This is a genomic window from Amycolatopsis sp. WAC 01375 (genome assembly GCF_003947325.1).
Taxonomy (GTDB): Bacteria; Actinomycetota; Actinomycetes; order Mycobacteriales; family Pseudonocardiaceae; genus Amycolatopsis.
Genome location: NZ_QHHW01000010.1, coordinates 1 through 15,908, shown reverse-complemented (window position 1 = coordinate 15,908; position 15,908 = coordinate 1). Strand labels below are relative to the sequence as shown.

The 15,908-nt window shown below is 69.0% G+C and carries 18 protein-coding genes and 1 pseudogene; 9 read left to right on the top strand and 10 right to left on the bottom strand.

The genetic code is table 11. The features are described 5' to 3' along the window. Positions 1-24 precede the first annotated feature (24 nt). From DL991_RS02295 to DL991_RS02285, 3 genes are all read left to right on the top strand, one after another. Complete coding sequence (locus DL991_RS02295) at positions 25-1,200, top strand: homogentisate 1,2-dioxygenase (protein WP_125780459.1); 1,176 nt, start codon at positions 25-27, stop codon at positions 1,198-1,200. 189 nt (positions 1,201-1,389) lie between these two features. Then, positions 1,390-3,207, top strand: coding sequence for a substrate-binding and VWA domain-containing protein (locus DL991_RS02290; protein ID WP_125780457.1), 1,818 nt, complete (start codon positions 1,390-1,392; stop codon positions 3,205-3,207). An 11-nt stretch (positions 3,208-3,218) separates the two neighbouring features. Further along, positions 3,219-3,959 (top strand): hypothetical protein, encoded by a 741-nt coding sequence (locus DL991_RS02285; protein ID WP_125780455.1) that lies wholly within the window; start codon positions 3,219-3,221, stop codon positions 3,957-3,959. Between the two features lie 55 nt (positions 3,960-4,014). Here DL991_RS02285 and DL991_RS02280 read toward each other — a convergent pair whose 3' ends face one another. Further along, the gene (locus DL991_RS02280) at positions 4,015-5,025 is read right to left on the bottom strand and encodes a hypothetical protein (RefSeq protein ID WP_125780453.1); all 1,011 of its coding nucleotides are present in this window, start codon (positions 5,023-5,025) and stop codon (positions 4,015-4,017) included. Positions 5,026-5,119: 94 nt separating this feature from the next. Here DL991_RS02280 and DL991_RS02275 point away from each other — a divergent pair, with 94 nt between their 5' ends. Further along, complete coding sequence (locus tag DL991_RS02275) at positions 5,120-5,911, top strand: DUF2470 domain-containing protein (protein WP_125780451.1); 792 nt, start codon at positions 5,120-5,122, stop codon at positions 5,909-5,911. On the opposite strand, the gene DL991_RS02270 is transcribed toward DL991_RS02275, so the two are convergent. After that, positions 5,908-6,369: a PPOX class F420-dependent oxidoreductase gene (locus DL991_RS02270; RefSeq protein WP_125780449.1), complete on the bottom strand. Its 462-nt coding sequence runs from the start codon at positions 6,367-6,369 to the stop codon at positions 5,908-5,910. The two genes, DL991_RS02275 and DL991_RS02270, sit on opposite strands and share 4 nt — an antisense overlap. Before the next feature lie 92 nt (positions 6,370-6,461). Between DL991_RS02270 and DL991_RS02265 the strand changes: the two genes are divergently transcribed. The 3 genes from DL991_RS02265 (at position 6,462) to DL991_RS02255 (ending at position 9,192) form a co-directional block, all read left to right on the top strand. Next, entirely contained in the window at positions 6,462-7,259 is a 798-nt protein-coding gene (locus DL991_RS02265; protein ID WP_125780447.1) for a CPBP family intramembrane glutamic endopeptidase, read from the top strand. Between the two features lie 13 nt (positions 7,260-7,272). Beyond that, positions 7,273-8,484 (top strand): arginine deiminase, encoded by a 1,212-nt coding sequence (locus DL991_RS02260; protein ID WP_125780445.1) that lies wholly within the window; start codon positions 7,273-7,275, stop codon positions 8,482-8,484. A gap of 156 nt (positions 8,485-8,640) precedes the next feature. Then, complete coding sequence (locus DL991_RS02255; RefSeq protein ID WP_125780443.1) at positions 8,641-9,192, top strand: ferritin; 552 nt, start codon at positions 8,641-8,643, stop codon at positions 9,190-9,192. Between the two features lie 81 nt (positions 9,193-9,273). On the opposite strand, the gene DL991_RS02250 is transcribed toward DL991_RS02255, so the two are convergent. The 4 genes from DL991_RS02250 to DL991_RS02235 all read right to left on the bottom strand — a co-directional run bounded on the left by DL991_RS02250 (position 9,274) and on the right by DL991_RS02235 (position 12,160). Next, entirely contained in the window at positions 9,274-10,119 is an 846-nt protein-coding gene (locus DL991_RS02250) for a hypothetical protein (RefSeq protein WP_125780441.1), read from the bottom strand. Further along, complete coding sequence (locus DL991_RS02245) at positions 10,116-10,628, bottom strand: SigE family RNA polymerase sigma factor (RefSeq protein ID WP_125780762.1); 513 nt, start codon at positions 10,626-10,628, stop codon at positions 10,116-10,118. Before DL991_RS02245 ends, DL991_RS02250 begins: the two co-directional genes overlap by 4 nt. A gap of 205 nt (positions 10,629-10,833) precedes the next feature. Then, positions 10,834-11,187, bottom strand: coding sequence for a DUF952 domain-containing protein (locus DL991_RS02240; protein ID WP_125780440.1), 354 nt, complete (start codon positions 11,185-11,187; stop codon positions 10,834-10,836). Between the two features lie 88 nt (positions 11,188-11,275). Beyond that, positions 11,276-12,160, bottom strand: coding sequence for a DUF5926 family protein (locus DL991_RS02235; RefSeq protein WP_125780438.1), 885 nt, complete (start codon positions 12,158-12,160; stop codon positions 11,276-11,278). A gap of 290 nt (positions 12,161-12,450) precedes the next feature. Here DL991_RS02235 and DL991_RS02230 point away from each other — a divergent pair, with 290 nt between their 5' ends. Beyond that, a complete protein-coding gene (locus DL991_RS02230) occupies positions 12,451-12,663 on the top strand; it encodes a hypothetical protein (RefSeq protein ID WP_125780436.1) in 213 nt (70 codons plus the stop codon). Between the two features lie 49 nt (positions 12,664-12,712). After that, complete coding sequence (locus DL991_RS02225) at positions 12,713-13,882, top strand: cytochrome P450 (RefSeq protein ID WP_125780434.1); 1,170 nt, start codon at positions 12,713-12,715, stop codon at positions 13,880-13,882. Here the strand turns inward: DL991_RS02225 and DL991_RS02220 are convergent. The 4 genes and pseudogenes from DL991_RS02220 to DL991_RS02205 form a co-directional block, all read right to left on the bottom strand. Next, positions 13,879-14,187 (bottom strand): antibiotic biosynthesis monooxygenase, encoded by a 309-nt coding sequence (locus DL991_RS02220; protein ID WP_125780432.1) that lies wholly within the window; start codon positions 14,185-14,187, stop codon positions 13,879-13,881. The two genes, DL991_RS02225 and DL991_RS02220, sit on opposite strands and share 4 nt — an antisense overlap. A gap of 179 nt (positions 14,188-14,366) precedes the next feature. Beyond that, positions 14,367-15,269, bottom strand: coding sequence for a DUF4328 domain-containing protein (locus DL991_RS02215; protein ID WP_233598642.1), 903 nt, complete (start codon positions 15,267-15,269; stop codon positions 14,367-14,369). Between the two features lie 68 nt (positions 15,270-15,337). Further along, positions 15,338-15,688, bottom strand: a complete 351-nt coding sequence (locus tag DL991_RS02210; protein WP_125780430.1) for a rhodanese-like domain-containing protein — start codon at positions 15,686-15,688, stop codon at positions 15,338-15,340. 47 nt (positions 15,689-15,735) lie between these two features. Next, positions 15,736-15,908, bottom strand: a pseudogene (locus DL991_RS02205) (cation acetate symporter); the annotation flags it as partial.

Here is a 15,908-nt window from a genome sequence, read left to right as displayed (position 1 = left end):
CGGACACGTTCCGGGGAGATTCCGATGCCTTACTACCGGCAGGTAGGCGAGATCCCGCACAAGCGCCACACCGCGTTCCGCAAGCCCGACGGGGGCCTGTACGCCGAGGAACTGATGGGTGTCGAGGGTTTCTCGGCGGACTCGGCGCTGCTCTATCACCGCGGGCTGCCCACCGCGATCGTCGACGCTGTCGCGATCGAGGACGAACGCGGCCCGATCGCCCCGAACCACCCGCTCAAGCCCCGCGCCTTCAAGACCCACGACCTCAAATTCGGCGACGCGGACGCGGTCACCGACCGGCGGCGGCTGTTCGGCAACGCCGACGTCACCATCGGCTTCGTGCACGCGACGCGCCCTTCGCCGCTGTACCGCAACGCGGCCGGAGACGAGCTCTTCTACGTCCAGGGCGGTAGCGCGACCGTCGAGACGATCTACGGCTCACTGGAGGTCGGTGACGGCGACTACCTCGTCATCCCGACGTCGTGCACCTATCGGGTGCTCCCGCACGACGCCGACGGGGTCAAGCTGCTGACCATCGAGGCACGCGGCCACATCGGCCCGCCGAAGCGGTACCTGTCGGCGAAGGGCCAGTTCCTGGAGCACTCGCCGTACTGCGAACGCGACATCCGCGGCCCGTCCGAGCCGCTGGTCGTCGATGGCACCGACGTCGAGGTCCTCGTGCGGCACCGCGCCGGGCTGACCCGCTACACCTACGCGACCCACCCGTTCGACGTCGTCGGCTGGGACGGCTGCCTGTACCCGTGGGTGTTCAACATCGACGACTTCGAGCCGATCACCGGCCGCGTGCACCAGCCGCCGCCCGTGCACCAGACGTTCGAGGGGCCGAACTTCGTGGTCTGCTCGTTCTGCCCGCGCAAGGTCGACTACCACCCCGAGTCGATCCCGGTGCCGTACAACCACGCGAACGTCGACTCCGACGAGCTGATGTTCTACGTGCGGGGGAACTACGAGGCGCGCAAGGGCTCCGGGATCGAGGTCGGCTCGCTTTCGCTGCACCCGTCGGGCTTCACGCACGGGCCGCAGCCCGGCGCGGCGGAGGCGTCGATCGGCGCCCAGTTCTTCGACGAGACCGCGGTCATGGTGGACACCTTCGCGCCGTTGGAACTCGGCGAAGCGGCCGACGCGTCGGAGGATCCCGGCTACGCGTGGACCTGGTCCGGACGCGGCCCCGGCGCGTGACGACCACGCAATTCGTCACCTACTTGCGGCGTTCGAAGACGTGCGCCGGCAAGTGCCCGCGCAAGTAGGTGACGAATTGCGCCGAAACGTGGCGGGATAAGTACCGCCACGGCCGCAACGGTTCGGCAACGCCAAGCCGGGCAAGGCGAAACCTCCGGATAATCGGTGTCCCCACCGCTGGAGGTCTCCATGGTCGTGAATCCCGGGCACTCCCGAGGCGGCCGGAAGGTCCTGGCGTTCGCGGCCGCGGCGGTGGTCGCCATCGGCCTGATCATCGGCTTGCGCGCGCTCACGAGCGACTCCGGCGAGGAGGCCGCGGAAGCGAAGTGCACGACGGGTGACGCGGTCAAGCTGCAGGTGTCGTCGTCGCCGGAGAAGGCAGGCGTCGTCACCGAGATCGCCAAGGGTTACAGCGGCCGCACGGTGGCCGGACGCTGCGTCGACGTACTGGTGCAGTCGAAGTCGTCCGGAACCGCGATGCAGGCGTTGTCCCGCGGCTGGAACGAGGCGGTGGACGGCCCGCGGCCGGACGTCTGGACACCCGCGGCGTCCGGCTGGGTGAACCTGCTCCGCCAGAACCTCACCGGCACCGATCATCCCGCTCTGGTGCCCGAGGGCGATCCGGAATCGGTCGCGAACGCGCCGCTGGTCGTCGCCATGCCGAAACCGATGGCCGAAGCGCTCGGCTGGCCAGGCAAGGGCATCGGCTGGAAGGATCTCGCCGCGCTCGCCACGGATCCGCAGGGCTGGGCGAAGTACGGCCACCCGGAATGGGGGAAATTCCGGCTGGGGAAGACGAATCCGAACATTTCGACCTCCGGCCTCAACGCCACCATCGGCGCCTACTACGCGGCGACGGGCACGTCTTCGGACCTCACCGCGAACGCGCTCGCGAAGCCGGAGGCGCGGACGTTCGTGCAGAACGTCGAGCAGGCCATCGTCCACTACGGCGACAACACGCTGACGTTCCTGACGAACCTGCAGAAGGCCGACGACCGCGGCGCCGCGATGTCGTACATCTCGGCGGTGACGGTCGAGGAGAACTCGCTCGTCGGCTACAACCAGGGCAATCCCACCAACGATCCGGAAAAGCGCGGGCAGCACGCACCGCCGAAGGTGCCGCTCGTCGGGATCTACCCGAGCGACGGCACGCTCAACTCCGATCACCCGTTCACCGTGCTGAACTGGGCCGACGATCTCCACAAGCAGGTCGCGGCGGACTTCCTCGCATATCTGCGCGGCGGCGAGGCGCAGCGGAAGTTCAGCGACATCGGCTTCCGCACGTTCGACGGGAAGCCCGGCTCGCAGACCACCACGGCGAACGGCGCCCAGCCGGACACGAAGCTCAACCTGATCCGCCCGCCGAGCCCGCCGGTGCTGACCGAGGTGCTGAAATCGTGGAAGGACCTGCGGAAGAAGGCGAACGTGCTGCTGGTCGTCGACGTCTCCGGCTCGATGGGCGACGGCGTCGGCGGCACGGGGAAGAACAAGATGGATCTCGCGAAACAGGCGGCCGTGGCGTCGTTGCCGCAGTTCAGCGACGCGGACAAGGTCGGGCTGTGGATGTTCTCGACGAAACTGAGTGGCGACAAGGACTACGTCGAACTCCGGCCGGTGTCGCCGATCGGCGGTGAGCCGGGCAGGCAGGAGCTCGCGTCGCGGCTGAACGGGCTGACCCCGCAGAACGGGACCGGGCTCTACGATTCGTCGCTCGCGGCCTACGAATTCATGAAGCAGCGGCTGGATCCGAACGCGATCAACGCCGTCGTCGTGCTCACCGACGGCCGGAACGAGGATCCGGGCGGGATCGATCTGCCGAACCTCGTCGGGCAGCTGCGAACCGAGGGCGGCGGCGAAGCGGTGCGGATGTTCACCATCGCCTACGGCTCCGACGCGGACTTGGACGTGCTCAAGGAGATCGCCGAGACCACCCAGGGCGTCGGGTACGACTCGTCCAAGCCGGACTCGATCGACCAGGTCTTCACCGCCGTCATCTCGAATTTCTGAGACCCTCGGCTATGCGCTTCGTCCGTGAGTTGGGTGAGCCGTGGGGACTGCTCCTCGCGGCGACGTCGGCCGGTGCGGCCTGGGCGGTGCAACTGCCGGTGCTCGCCGCGCTCGGCGTCGGCGTGACCGTGCTCGCCGCCCGCGCCGGGGTCGCCGCCGCCACACGGCCGAAACCGGAGCCCGAACCCGAAGAGCGGGCTCTCCCCGACGTCGAGCCGGGCTCACCGGAGGCGGGCTGGCTGCGGCGCGCGGAAGCCGCGGCCGAAGGATTCCGGTCGATCTCCGGCTCGCTCGACACCGGCCCGCTCGCCGACCGGGTGGCCGACATGGAACCGGTGGTGCGGGAAACCGTCGACACCCTCCGGCGGCTGGCCGGCCGCACGTCCGCCACCGGGAAGGCGTTGGCACGCGTGGATCTCGGCGCGGTATCGGCCGAGAAAGCCCGGCTGCGCAAGGAATTGAAGACCGCCGATGACGACATCCGCGGCGACCTGACCCAGTCGCTCGAGGCCGTGCAGGCACAGGAAGACGTGCACGCGCGGCTCTCGAGCGCGCAGCGGAAACTGCTGGCACAACTGCGATCCGGTGCGCTCGGACTCGACGGCCTTGTCGCCAGGGCGGCCGAACTTTCGGCCGCCACCGGCGATTCGCTGCTCGACACCACCACGATCGGCGAGCTGAGCGAGCAGCTGGAAGGGATCCGGCGGGGCGTCGTGGAGACAGAAGAGGCGACGCGACGCTCGCTCAGTTGACCGTTCGGTACAGGTGGTCGTGAGTGGCGATTCGGGTTAGAACCCGAATCGCCACTCACGACCGCCCGAACTTGACCTGCCCGAAAACCGCGTGACCGGGCACTCCGGCCTTCGCCATCTTCCCGGTCACCGGCTCGCCGAGCACCCACAGCCGTCCGGTCGCGGCGATGTTCGCGGCCAGGGACGGATCCGAGCCGGCGGCCTGGACGGTGACCTCGCGACCGCCGGGCAGGACCGTCCGGCCCTTCAGCGTCACCATGCCGAAGAGGTTGACCGACGCCGGTCCGGAAACGACGGCGAGTTCGGTCCATCGCGGTTCCGGTGACGGCCGCGCGACCACGAGTGCCGTGATGCCGAGTCCGATCGTCGCGAGACCACAGAGGACGGCGAGAACCCGCATGTTCGGCACGATGAGGCTGCCGCGATCCGGGAAGTCGAACGAGACCCAGAGCGCGAAAGCGCCCGCCACCACCGTGATCCCGACGCCGAGCAGGTAGTACGAAGCCAGCAGCCGTCGTTGCAGGGTGAGCATCCGTCCCGGCGTGACCGGCTCGGCCACCAGCGGCGCCGAATCCTTCACCGGGGCGTCCCGGAACGCGCCGCGCCGGGGGCCGATGACACCCGGCAGCAGGACGAACGGGCCGAGCACCCACAGCCGCCGCTGCGCCGCGAATTGCGCGCGGAGCGGGGCGGGCAGCCGGACGATCAGCCACCGGCCGTCGAGCGGGACGCTCACGCGAGAACCGGCGACGACGGCGCCGTCCAGCCCGCTCACCAGGCGGAACGGCTTAGCGCTGAGCTTCCGCATCGGCAAGGATCCGGCGAAGACGACGTAGCCGAAGTAGAGCGAAACCGGTGTCATGAAGCAGAGCAGGAAGGTGGGCGCGGCGATTCCGTACCGCCCCGACACCGCCTGGAGGACGCCCAGCACCACGAACACCCCGGCCGCGACCGACGTCGTGCCGAGGGTCGTGATGAGACGGTCGAGAAGGGGCCGCAGCACCGGCATGTTCGACGCCGGAATCCCTTCGGGTGGTTCGAGCACCCGGATTCTGTGGTCTTCCACCTGGTCAACGTATACGGACGCGGTGAGACGTGATCCAGACTACTTCCACTCGGCGGCCAGATCAGGTTAGGCTCACCTAACTAGGAGGTGAGCCGTGACCACACCGACGTCCATTCGCCGCCCGCCGGCGCCGAACCCCGCGGAACGCGCGAAGACGATCGCCACCCGAAACGGCCCGGCGACGCTGATGCCGACCGCCGAACAGCGTGACCGGCCAGGACCGCACGGCCGCGTGATCCCCGAGCTGCACCACGTGCACACGAGCGGCAGCGTCAGCATCCTGCTGCCGGACGAGCACCCTCTGGTCGAACGCGCGCACGAAGCCCAGCGCGGCGAGCTCGCGGTGATGGTCGAACTGACCGATCAGGCACCGGTCGACCTGCGGGAACCCATCCGCGGGCTGTTGTGGATCACGGGCTGGCTCCGCCCGCTCTCCGACGTCTCGGCCCGCGCCCGCGCCGTCTCCATCGCCGAAACCCGGCCGGACGAGCGGCTGCTGGACGTCGGGCACGGTCTGACGCTGCTGCGCCTGACCCCGGCGTCGCTGGTGCTCGCCGACGCCGAGGGCACGCATTCGCTCCGGCCGCATATGTTCAGCGCCGCGCCACCGGACCCGTTCCACGACTACGAGGCCGCGTGGCTGCGGCATCTCGAGACCGATCACGCCGACGTCGTCCAGCAGCTCGCCAAGCACGTGCCCGCCGAACTGCGCGGCGGCTGGATCCGGCCGCTCGGGCTGGACCGCTACGGGCTGCGGCTGCGCGTCGAGGCCGACTCCGGCGACCACGACGTCCGGCTCGCGTTCTCGCGTCCGGTCGAAGGGCCGCAGCAGTTGAGCGGCGAGATCCGCCGTCTCGTCGGCTGCCCGTTCTTTCCGGAGACCTAGGCCAGTTCCGGCGGGAAGCCGCCCTTGGCGATCGGACCCCACGAGTCGATGGTGACGCGGATGATGCTCTTACCCTGCTTCACCATCGCTTCGCGGTATTCGTCCCAGTCAGGGTGTTCGCCCGAGATCGCGCGGAAGTAGTCGACCAGCGGCTCGACCGAGTCGGGGAGGTCGAGCACCTCGGCGGTGCCGTTCAGCTGGACCCACTGGTCGTTCCACTCGTCGGAAAGGACGCAGGCGGACACCTTCGGCTCGCGTCGCACGTTCACGACCTTCGCGCGCTTCGGGTAAGTGGAGATGACCAGACGGCCTTCGGCGTCGACACCGCAGGTCACCGGGGAAAGCTGGGGGCCGCCGTCGGCCTTCGTGGTCATCAGGATGGCGCGGTGGCGGGTGGACAGGAAGTCGACGAGCGCGGCGCGGTCGACGGTTTCGTTGGTCGCGATGCTCCTTGGCATGCCCCGACGGTAGCTCGCGAACGTGTCTCCGACAGCGCGGCAGCGCGATGTTTCCGTCAGCGCGCGGCGATCAACACGGTAACGTGCGGCCGATGAGCTGGCTGCGTCCCGAACGCCCGGCGCTGCCGGAATTCGTGGAAGATCCGGCGCGCCGCCGCGCGATCGTCATCGAACTGGTCGTCGTCTTCGGCATCACCCTCGGCCTGTCCGGGCTGCGCAGTCTGCTGTCCCTTGTGGACTCGCTGCTGCAGCCGGTGCCGCTGGCGCAGCAACAGGCCCAGCTGAACGTCCCCCAGGCGACACTGAGCCTGGTCGACCTCCTCAAGCAGCTCCTGAGCGCCGGCCAGCTGGTCGGCTGGGGCGCGCTCGGGCTGTACCTGTTGTGGCGTGGCGGGATGAAGCTCGCGGAGATCGGGCTCGACAAGAAACGCCCCGGCCGCGACGTCGTGCACGGGCTGCTGCTCGCCGCGGTGATCGGGATTCCGGGGCTGGGGCTGTACTTCCTCTCCTACAGCCTCGGGTTCAGCCTGTCGGTGCAACCGTCCACTTTGGGCGAAACGTGGTGGCGTCCGATCACGCTCACGTTGTCGGCCTTCGGCAACGCGTTCGCCGAAGAGGTCCTCGTCGTCGCGTACTTGCTGACCAGGCTGCGCCAGCTCGGATGGCGTGAGAACACCTCGCTGGTCGCGTCTTCGGTGCTTCGCGGGTCGTATCACCTGTATCAGGGTTTCGGCGGTTTCGTCGGCAACGTCGTGATGGGCCTGGTGTTCGGCAGGCTGTGGCAGAAGACGAACCGGCTGTGGCCGCTGATCGCCGCGCACACCGCGCTGGATTTCGTTTCCTTCGTCGGATACGCGCTGCTCAAAGGGCGAGTTTCCTGGCTTCCCTAGTTAGGGTGAACCAGTGATTGACGAGACGACTCCACCCCGAGTTGACAGCGAAGTCGGCCCCCTGCGTGCGGTGCTCCTGCACAGGCCCGGCAACGAGCTCAAAAGGCTCACGCCTCGCAACAACGACCAGCTCCTGTTCGATTCCATCCCTTGGGTGGACCGCGCGCAGGAAGAGCACGACGCGTTCGCCGAGGTGCTGCGCGGCCGCGGTGTCGAGGTGCTGCTGCTGGCCGACGCGCTGCGCACGGCGCTCGCCGACACCCGCGCCCACGCGGCCGGGGTGCACGCGGCGGTCGACGAGCGGCGGCTCGGGCCCGATCTGGCCGATTCGCTCCGCTCCCATCTGTCGAGCGTCTCCCCGGCGGTGCTGGCCGAGGCCCTGATGGCGGGGATGACCTTCGAGGAGCTGCCCGCCGCCGAGGGCGCCTCACTGGTCCGGCTGATGAACCATCCGAACGACTTCGCCGTCGATCCGCTGCCGAACCTGCTGTTCACCCGTGACTCGTCGGCGTGGATCGGCGACCGGGTCGCGGTCTCCTCGCTCACCATGCCCGCCCGTGTCCGCGAGACCGCGGTGCTGGACCTGATCTACGCCTACCACCCGTGGTTCCGTCACGCGTCCCGCGCGTACGGCGCGCATTCGGCGCCGATCGAAGGCGGCGACGTCATGCTGCTCTCGCCCGGCGTCCTGGCCATCGGTGTCGGCGAGCGGACGACGGCGGCGGGCGCGGAGTCGCTGGCGCGGTCGGTGTTCGCCGACGGGATCGCGCACACCGTGCTCGCCGTCCCGATCCAGCAGACCCGCGCGACGATGCATCTGGACACCGTCTGCACGATGGTCGCGGCCGACGCCGTCGTCATGTATCCGCTTTCCCGTGATTCGCTGACCGCGTTCACCATGCGGCCGACCGACGACGGTTCCGTGAAGGTCGAAGGACCGGCCCCATTCCTCACGGCGGCGGCCGAAGCAATGGAAATCGAACGGCTTCGCGTCATCGACACCGGGCTCGATCCGGTCACCGCGGAACGCGAGCAATGGGACGACGGGAACAACACCCTCGCCCTCGCCCCCGGTGTCGTCGTCGGGTACGAACGCAATGTGGAAACCAACGCACGCCTGGCGGAAGCCGGGATCGAGGTACTCGCGATCACCGGCTCAGAGCTGGGCTCCGGCCGCGGCGGGCCACGCTGCATGTCGTGCCCGATCCGGCGCGAAAGCATCTGAAACAGAAATAAAGTAAGCCTTCCCTAATTGATTTGAATTAATTAGGGAAGGCTTACTTAATTGAGGTGGACCTATTGTCGGTAATGGTAACCTAATAGGGGGTACATCACCAGACATAAGTGGAAATCGAATAGGCGATGACGTATCTTTGTACGCATGGCCCTCATCAAGAAGCAACCGCGCTCGAAGTTCTATGAACTGCTGCAGGCGCAGATCCACAACGAGTTCAACGCCTCCCAGCAGTACATCGCGCTGGCGGTCTGGTTCGACGCCGAGGACCTGCCGCAGCTCGCGAAGCACTTCTACAAGCAGTCCGTCGAGGAGCGGAACCACGCGATGGCGCTGGTCCAGTACATGCTGGACACCGACCACCACGTGGAGATCCCCGGCACCGGCGACGTGCGCAACACCTTCTCCGACGTCACCGAGCTCATCGAGCTCGCGCTGCAGCAGGAGAAGGACGTCGCGACCGACATCCAGCAGCTGGCCAAGGCCGCCCGCGCCGAAGAGGACTACATCGGCGAGCAGTTCACGCAGTGGTTCCTCAAGGAGCAGGTCGAAGAGATCTCCCAGATGTCCACGCTGCTCAACATCGTCAAACGCGCGAACGGCAATCTGTTCGAGGTGGAGAACCACCTGCACCGCGAGTCCGTCGGCGACGGCGGCGCCGACTCGGGGATGCCCCCGGTCGCCGGCGGCGCGCTCTGACGCACTGACGCTCTCCCACCACAGGGAAAACCCGGGCTCTCCCCCTTGGAGCAGCCCGGGTTTTCCCGTTTCGCGGATGCCTCAGCTGAACTGGCACTCCTGGTTGATGCTGGTCAGCAGGATACTGACGGCCGCCCCGTCGTTGGACACGAAGATCCGGTACGCGCTGACCGCGCTGGCCGGTGCCACGTAGGCGCTGCCGTCCTTGGTGGTGCCGGGATACGCGGCGAGGATGTCCGCCTCGGTCGAACCGACACCGATCCCCTCCGGGGTGTGCACCGTGCCCGCCGGGTTGATGACGGTGATCCCGTCGCCCTCGGTCAGCGACACCGACGTCGGCCCAGGAACGGCCGCACCCTCCGCGTAGCCGTAGGTGCAGGCGCCCCGGACCTCTCTCGCCCGCAGCGGACCGGCGGTGGCCTCCGCCTCGGACTCGCTCATCCCGAGCCGGAGCTTGCCGAAGCCGACGGCGGTCAGGAGCGCACCGGAAGTCACCTTGCCCTGCGTCGGCGGCTTCGTGGCGGCAGTGCTCTTCGGCGGCTTGACAGGCCCATCGGGGGCCGTCGACGGTACAGGCGCGGACACCTGGCTCGTCGGTGCCGCGGGCGAGGACACCGGCTGCTGTGGGCTCCCCGGCCCGGGCTGCGCCGAACTCGACGAGGCCGCCGCCCCCATGGTGAGCTGGTCACCGCCGGGGAAGGCCGCGCCGTTGTCCTTGTCGTGGATCGTGAAGATCGCGAGCCCGCCGCCCAGCATGACCACCGCGGCGGCCATGCCGCTCGTCGTCTGCATCAGCTGGCGGCGCCGACGGCGACGACGGGCGCCCGCGACGATCGTCTCGGGATTCAGCGTGGAGCCCACGCCCAACCGGTCATCCGAGAACAGGTCACGCAGCTTCTGCTGCACGTCCTCTTCGGACATGTTCATCCCGCTTCCCTCCCTTCGTCCTTGGGCTCGCTCAAGGCGAGCTTCGTGCGCAGCGAAGCGATCGCCTTGCTCGCCTGGCTTTTGACGGTGCCCTGGCTGACCCCGAGCGAATCCGCGATCTCCGCCTCGGACAGCCCCTCGTAGTAACGCAGGACCATCACCGCGCGTTGCCGCGGCGGCAGCGCCCGTAACGCCTGCCACAGCGGCTCGTGCTCGAACGGGTCGGCCGGACTGTACGGCTGGGTCTCCGGCAGGTCGGCGACCAGGCTCTCGCGTTTGGTCCGGCGCCAGCGGCTGATGTGCGCGTTGGCCATCGAACGGCGGATGTAGGCCATCGGGTCGCCGGTCTTGTGCTGGACGTACGACCAGCGGGAACCGATCTTCTCCAGCACGGTCTGGACCAGATCGGCGGCGTCGTGCGGATTCCCGGTGAGGGCGTGCCCGTACCTCAGCAGACCCGGCAGGCCGGCCCGCACGAAGTCGCCGAAGTCGGTGAGCTCACCCGGCACAGCACTCTCCCGGCCCTCGCCGGCCCACTGGACGTCCGTCGCCGGCATGACCGTCGCGGCTACGGTCACCGTATCGCCTCCTCCCGGGGTCACCCGGCCAGGTTCGCCTGGCTCACCTCTCCCGAAACGCATGACCGCCCCCACAGGTTGTCTTCCGCCGCGAACCAATTCGAGAGACGCCCGTTCTCCTGAGGAGTTGCCTGCTTCAACGTCTCGACAGGGACTCGGGAATTCTGAACGAACCATCCTTCTGAACAGGGAATTCGTGTACGGCCACCACAGCGTTACGCGGGATCGAGCCGTAGACGTGCGGAAAGTGGATACCGGCCGGATGCGGCGGGTCGCCGTCCTCCCAGACGACGGGCGCGCCGACGAGCGCCGGGTCGATCTCCAGCAGCACCAGATCGGTGCGGCCGGAGAACACGGCGTTGGCGGGGATATGCGCCGTTCCCGGATCCGAGCAGTGGATGAAGCCGTCGGAATCGAGCGACGCGGCGGTGTAGACGCCGCCATCGGGCACCGCCGCCCAGTCACCCTTTGTGCAGATATGGAGGATCACGCACCCATCCTCGCGCAATTCGGCACCTGGTTGCGGTGGTTGCGCGCGCAACCACCGCAAGCAGGTGCCGAATTGCGACGGGGCGGGGTCAGCGGATGGTGAGCTGGCGGCCGATCAGGCCGTCGCGCGAGCGGCGCTCGGCGGCGTTGAGCGGCTCGGTGTCGAGGGACTTCAGCGCGGCCTCGAGCCGGACGCCGAGCTGGTCCTTCGCGTCGGCCCACTCGCGGGCGTGTGCCTCGGTGTCGAGATCCCACACCGGGACGAGCAGCCCGTGCGCACGGAACGAACCGGCGTAACGCGAGCCTTCGCCGAGGCCAAGTTCACCGGCCGCGGACAGCCGCGCAAGCGCTTGCAGCAGCAGGTTCTCCGGTTCGGGGCGGACCCAGCGCAGGTGCGCCTTCTCGCCGGCGAGCACCCAGTACGCGCCCGCGCCGAGGCGTTCGGTCGGCATGATCGCCGCGTTCGCGCGCTCGAGCGACAGCGCGACGTCGCCGCTCGCGTCGGCGTCCTCGGGGAGCCACCAGGCGAAGTCGTTGTAGAGCGTGACGTCGAGTTCGGCGTTCACGTCGAGCAGGTCCTGGAGCCGGGCCTTCTCGTCGGCGGTGGGCGGCGTCGTGGTGTCCGGCACGGACAGCACGTCACCCTCCTTGGCGTCCAGCACCCACCGCAGCGCGCGGCCGAGGTCGCGGCTGATGTCCGAGGACCGGGTCTGCACCTGCATGCCGATGTAGCGCTCGCCGTCGGACCGGACGAACGCGGCCGCCGCCATCGGCAGCACCGTGCCGAGGGTGACCTTCTCGCCGGAACCCGCCAGCGTGAGCGTCGCCGTCGCCGACGGGACGAACTCGCGCAGCGCGATCAGCTCGGTTTCCGCCGCGAGCCCCTCGAAGGGCTGGCCGACGAAGACGTCGCGCACCTTCGGCTTGCGATCCGAGGTCGTCTTGGGACCCTTCTTGCGCGAACCCTTGCCCACGTCAGCCTCCTCAAAGCTCGGTTCGGAACGCTATCGCGGGAAGGCACCCGCCCGGTAAGGCCCCCGGGGTTGGTGACGAAGACGGCGCGGACGACACCCGGCAGCCCGCCGGATCGACCGGATCGGCTGGCTTCAGCGGCCGTTCGGGTATCACGCGGACGTGACTGAAAACGGTTGTCATCATCCGGACGATCTAACCGCGGGTGATCAGCCTGCCGTTTTCCCCTCACCGCACCGAATACTCGATCACGGCGCCATTCCGGCGCCGTAGTGCGGAGAAGGGATCACAGATGAGCACCTCGAAGCGCCGGGCCGCCTTGGCCGCGTTGCCCGTGGCACTCGGCCTGATGCTGGCCGGGCCCGCGGTGGGCACGGCTTCGGCCGCGCCGCAGCCGGACAGAGCCGACCACGCCCGGCATTGCCTGCTGCTGTGCGTTGGCCACCACCACGGCCATCACCACCACGGCCTGCACCTGCACCTGGGGCTTTGGCTGCATCTGTAACTCCCGGCCGCGCCGGGGCGGACTCCCCGGCGCGGGTTACAGTCGGCGAGTGTTCGACGTCGCCGACCCGGCCTTCCTCGCGAATCCGTACCCGTATTTCGCCGACCTCCGCGAGCACGGCGAAGTCCACCGGCACGAAGGTCTCGGCATCGCCGTGGCGGTGTCGCACGCGGCGTCGGCCGCCGTCCTGCGGCATCGCGCGCTCGGCCGGATCTGGCAGGACGCGCTGCCGGTGGAGCGGTTCGCGTCGTTCAACCTGCTGCACCGCAACTCGCTGTTGGAGAACGAGCCGCCCGCCCACACGCGGCTGCGCCGGGTGATCGCGGGCGCGTTCGGACGCGGGCACGTCCAGCGCCTGCGACCGATGGTCACCGAACTCGCCGACGGCATGGTCGCCGGTCTCGCCGCCGAAATCGCCGAGACCGGCTCGGCCGACCTGCTGGCACATCTCGCGCAGCCGCTGCCGGTCGCGGTCATCGCGGAGCTCCTGGGCGTCCCGGTCGAGGACGGGCCGCGCATGGTCACGTGGTCGAACCACATCGTGAAGATGTACGAGTACGGCCTCGCCGAGGAGAAGCGCGACGCCGCCGAAGCGGCTGCCGCGGAGTTCGTCGACTACCTGCGTGACGTCGCGAAGCAGCGCGCGGCCTCCCCTGGCGACGACATCGTCAGCGATCTCCTGCGCGGCGAACTCACCGAAGACGAACTGGTCGCGACCGCGGTCCTGCTGCTGATGGCCGGGCACGAGGCGACGGTGAACGTCATCGGGAACGGTGTCAACGCGCTGCTGACCCACCGCGACCAGTGGGAGCGGCTGGTGGCCTCGCCGGATCTGCTGGACCCGTGCGTCGAGGAGCTGATCCGCTTCGACGCGCCGCTCCAGCTCTTCGAGCGCACGGCGACCGCCGACGTCGAGATCGCCGGCTTCCGGGTCGCCGAGGGCGAGAAGATCGGCGCGCTCCTCGGCGCCGCCGCACGCGACCCGAAGGTGTTCGACCGGCCTGACACCCTCGACATCGGCCGCACCCCGAACGCGCACCTCGGCTTCGGCATGGGCATCCACTACTGCGTCGGCGCCCCGCTCGCGCGAGTGGAGATCGCGGCCGCGCTGGCCGCCCTCGCCTCGAAACTGCCGGGCTTGAAACTCACCGAGACCCCGGAACGGCGGCCCGAGTTCGTGATCCGGGGGTTGCGCTCGCTGCCGGTCACCACGGGCTAGGGGTACTCGACGACGACCTCGTAGAGGGCGGCGTTGGGGGTCGCGACCTCCGCGGCGCGTTCGGTCGACGCCTTGAACACCTGGTTCTTGCCTGCCGCTTCCCAGGCTTCCTTGCTGTCGTAGTGCGTGACGTTGACCAGCTGGAAACGCGAATCCGGCAGCAGCGCCCGGTGGAGCTTGGCGTCACGGAAGCCGGGCGCGTCCCGCATCAGCTTCGCGCGCTCTCGCCACGTTTCGACGAACTCGTCCACCCGGTCGGCGGGGATCTCGAAGACATTGATGAAGGTGACGCCGTCGTCGCTCATGATCGTCAGTGTGGAACCTCCAGTGAACTGGAGGTCAACGGTGACCTGGCTCACCTCGTGGACGGCGGTGACAGCCCCTTCCCGAGGTACATGAAGGACCCCTTCCTTGCGCCTGGCGCAAGGAAGGGGTCCTTCATGTACCTCGGGCGGGCAAGAAAAACCGTCCAAGCCCTCGTGCGTCAGCGCAGTGCCGAGGCCGGACGTTCGCGCCGGTCCGGGTCCGGGGCCCCATCCACCTTCAGCACGCGAAGCAGCCGAAGCCGCTTCTCCGCCACAGGCGCGAGCAGGCCGGACATGCGCTTCACGAGCAGCGCCGTCACCACCGCCAGCCCCGCCGCGGCCAGATCGGTCAGCGCGACCAGCACGACGCCGTCGGCCAGCGCCTGGACGCCGTCACGGAACCGCCAGACGATGACGAGCCCGAGCAGCAGCCAGTTGAGCATCCAGACGCCCCACCAGATCAGCACGAGCCGCGACGGCTTCGGCCGCGTTTCCCGTGTCCGGCGCAGGACGGCGTGTTCGAGTTCGGCGACGATCGGCAGCACCATGATCAGGTTCACTACCGGCACCAGCGCGAACACCAGCACCTGCCATTGCGGCCTCGGCGGCACCTCGCCGGAGGCGTCCGCGGCGGCGTGCCTCGCCACGAGCAGCCACCACACGGTGAGCCCCGACGGCAGCAGCGAAAGGATCGTCGTGAGCAGGCCGGTGGTGATCACGAAGCTGTCGGAGACCGAGACGACGGACGTCGACAGCGCGGAGTCGCGGCTCTGCACGAGCAGGACGTAGCGCCAGATCTCCGACGCCGAGGCGGCGACGGCGAGGGCGGCGAAGGTCCACAGCACGGGCAGGACGCTGCGCGTGATCACTCGCAGCCGCTCCCCCGCGGTGACTTCACCGGACGCCGTCCCGGGAACGGCGGTCGGGCGGCGCCAGACCAGGTTCGGGAAGCCCCACCGCGGCGGGACCGGGTACGACGGCGGGCCGGAGTAGCGCTCGGCCACGGGTTTGCGCCGCTGCGGCCAGGCGCCAGGGGGCGGCGAAGCGACCCAGCGGACGCGATGGTGCGCTGGCTGCCGCATCGGCGCCGGACGCACCGGCGGCAGTGGCGGCACCGGTGTTCTCGGCGGGTAGTGGCCTGGCTGCACGGTTACAGCACTTCGGGTTCGACGCCGGGATGCTCGCCGACCATCGGGCGCCCCTCCTGCTTCCAGGACCCCATCCCGCCGGCGACGTTCACCGCGTCCCAGCCGCTCGCGTTGAGCCACGCGGCGGCGCGGGCGGACCGGCCGCCGCTGCGGCAGATCACGTAGACCGGCTGGTCGTCGGGCAGCTCGTCGAGTTCGCCGACCCGCGCGGGCAGATCACCCATCGGGATGTGCTTGGCGCCCGGGGCGTGTCCGGCGGCCCACTCGTCGTCCTCGCGGACGTCGAGCAGCGCGACGCCGTCCTTCGGCAGGTCACGGACGGCGACGGTCGGGATGTCAGCAGGGCTCACCACGCTGCCATCCTCGCATCCCGTCCCGTTGCGCGCGCGTGAAGAGGCACTCAGTGCCGGACGGCCTTTTCGGCACCGGCGCCGGTGAGCGAGCGAACCTCCATCTCGGCGTACTTCTTCTGGTTGTGCTCCTTGGACAGCACGGTGCCGAGCCAGCCGAGGAAGAACGCCACGGGGATCGAGACGATGCCCGGGTTGTCCAGCGGGAACCAGTGGAAGTCGA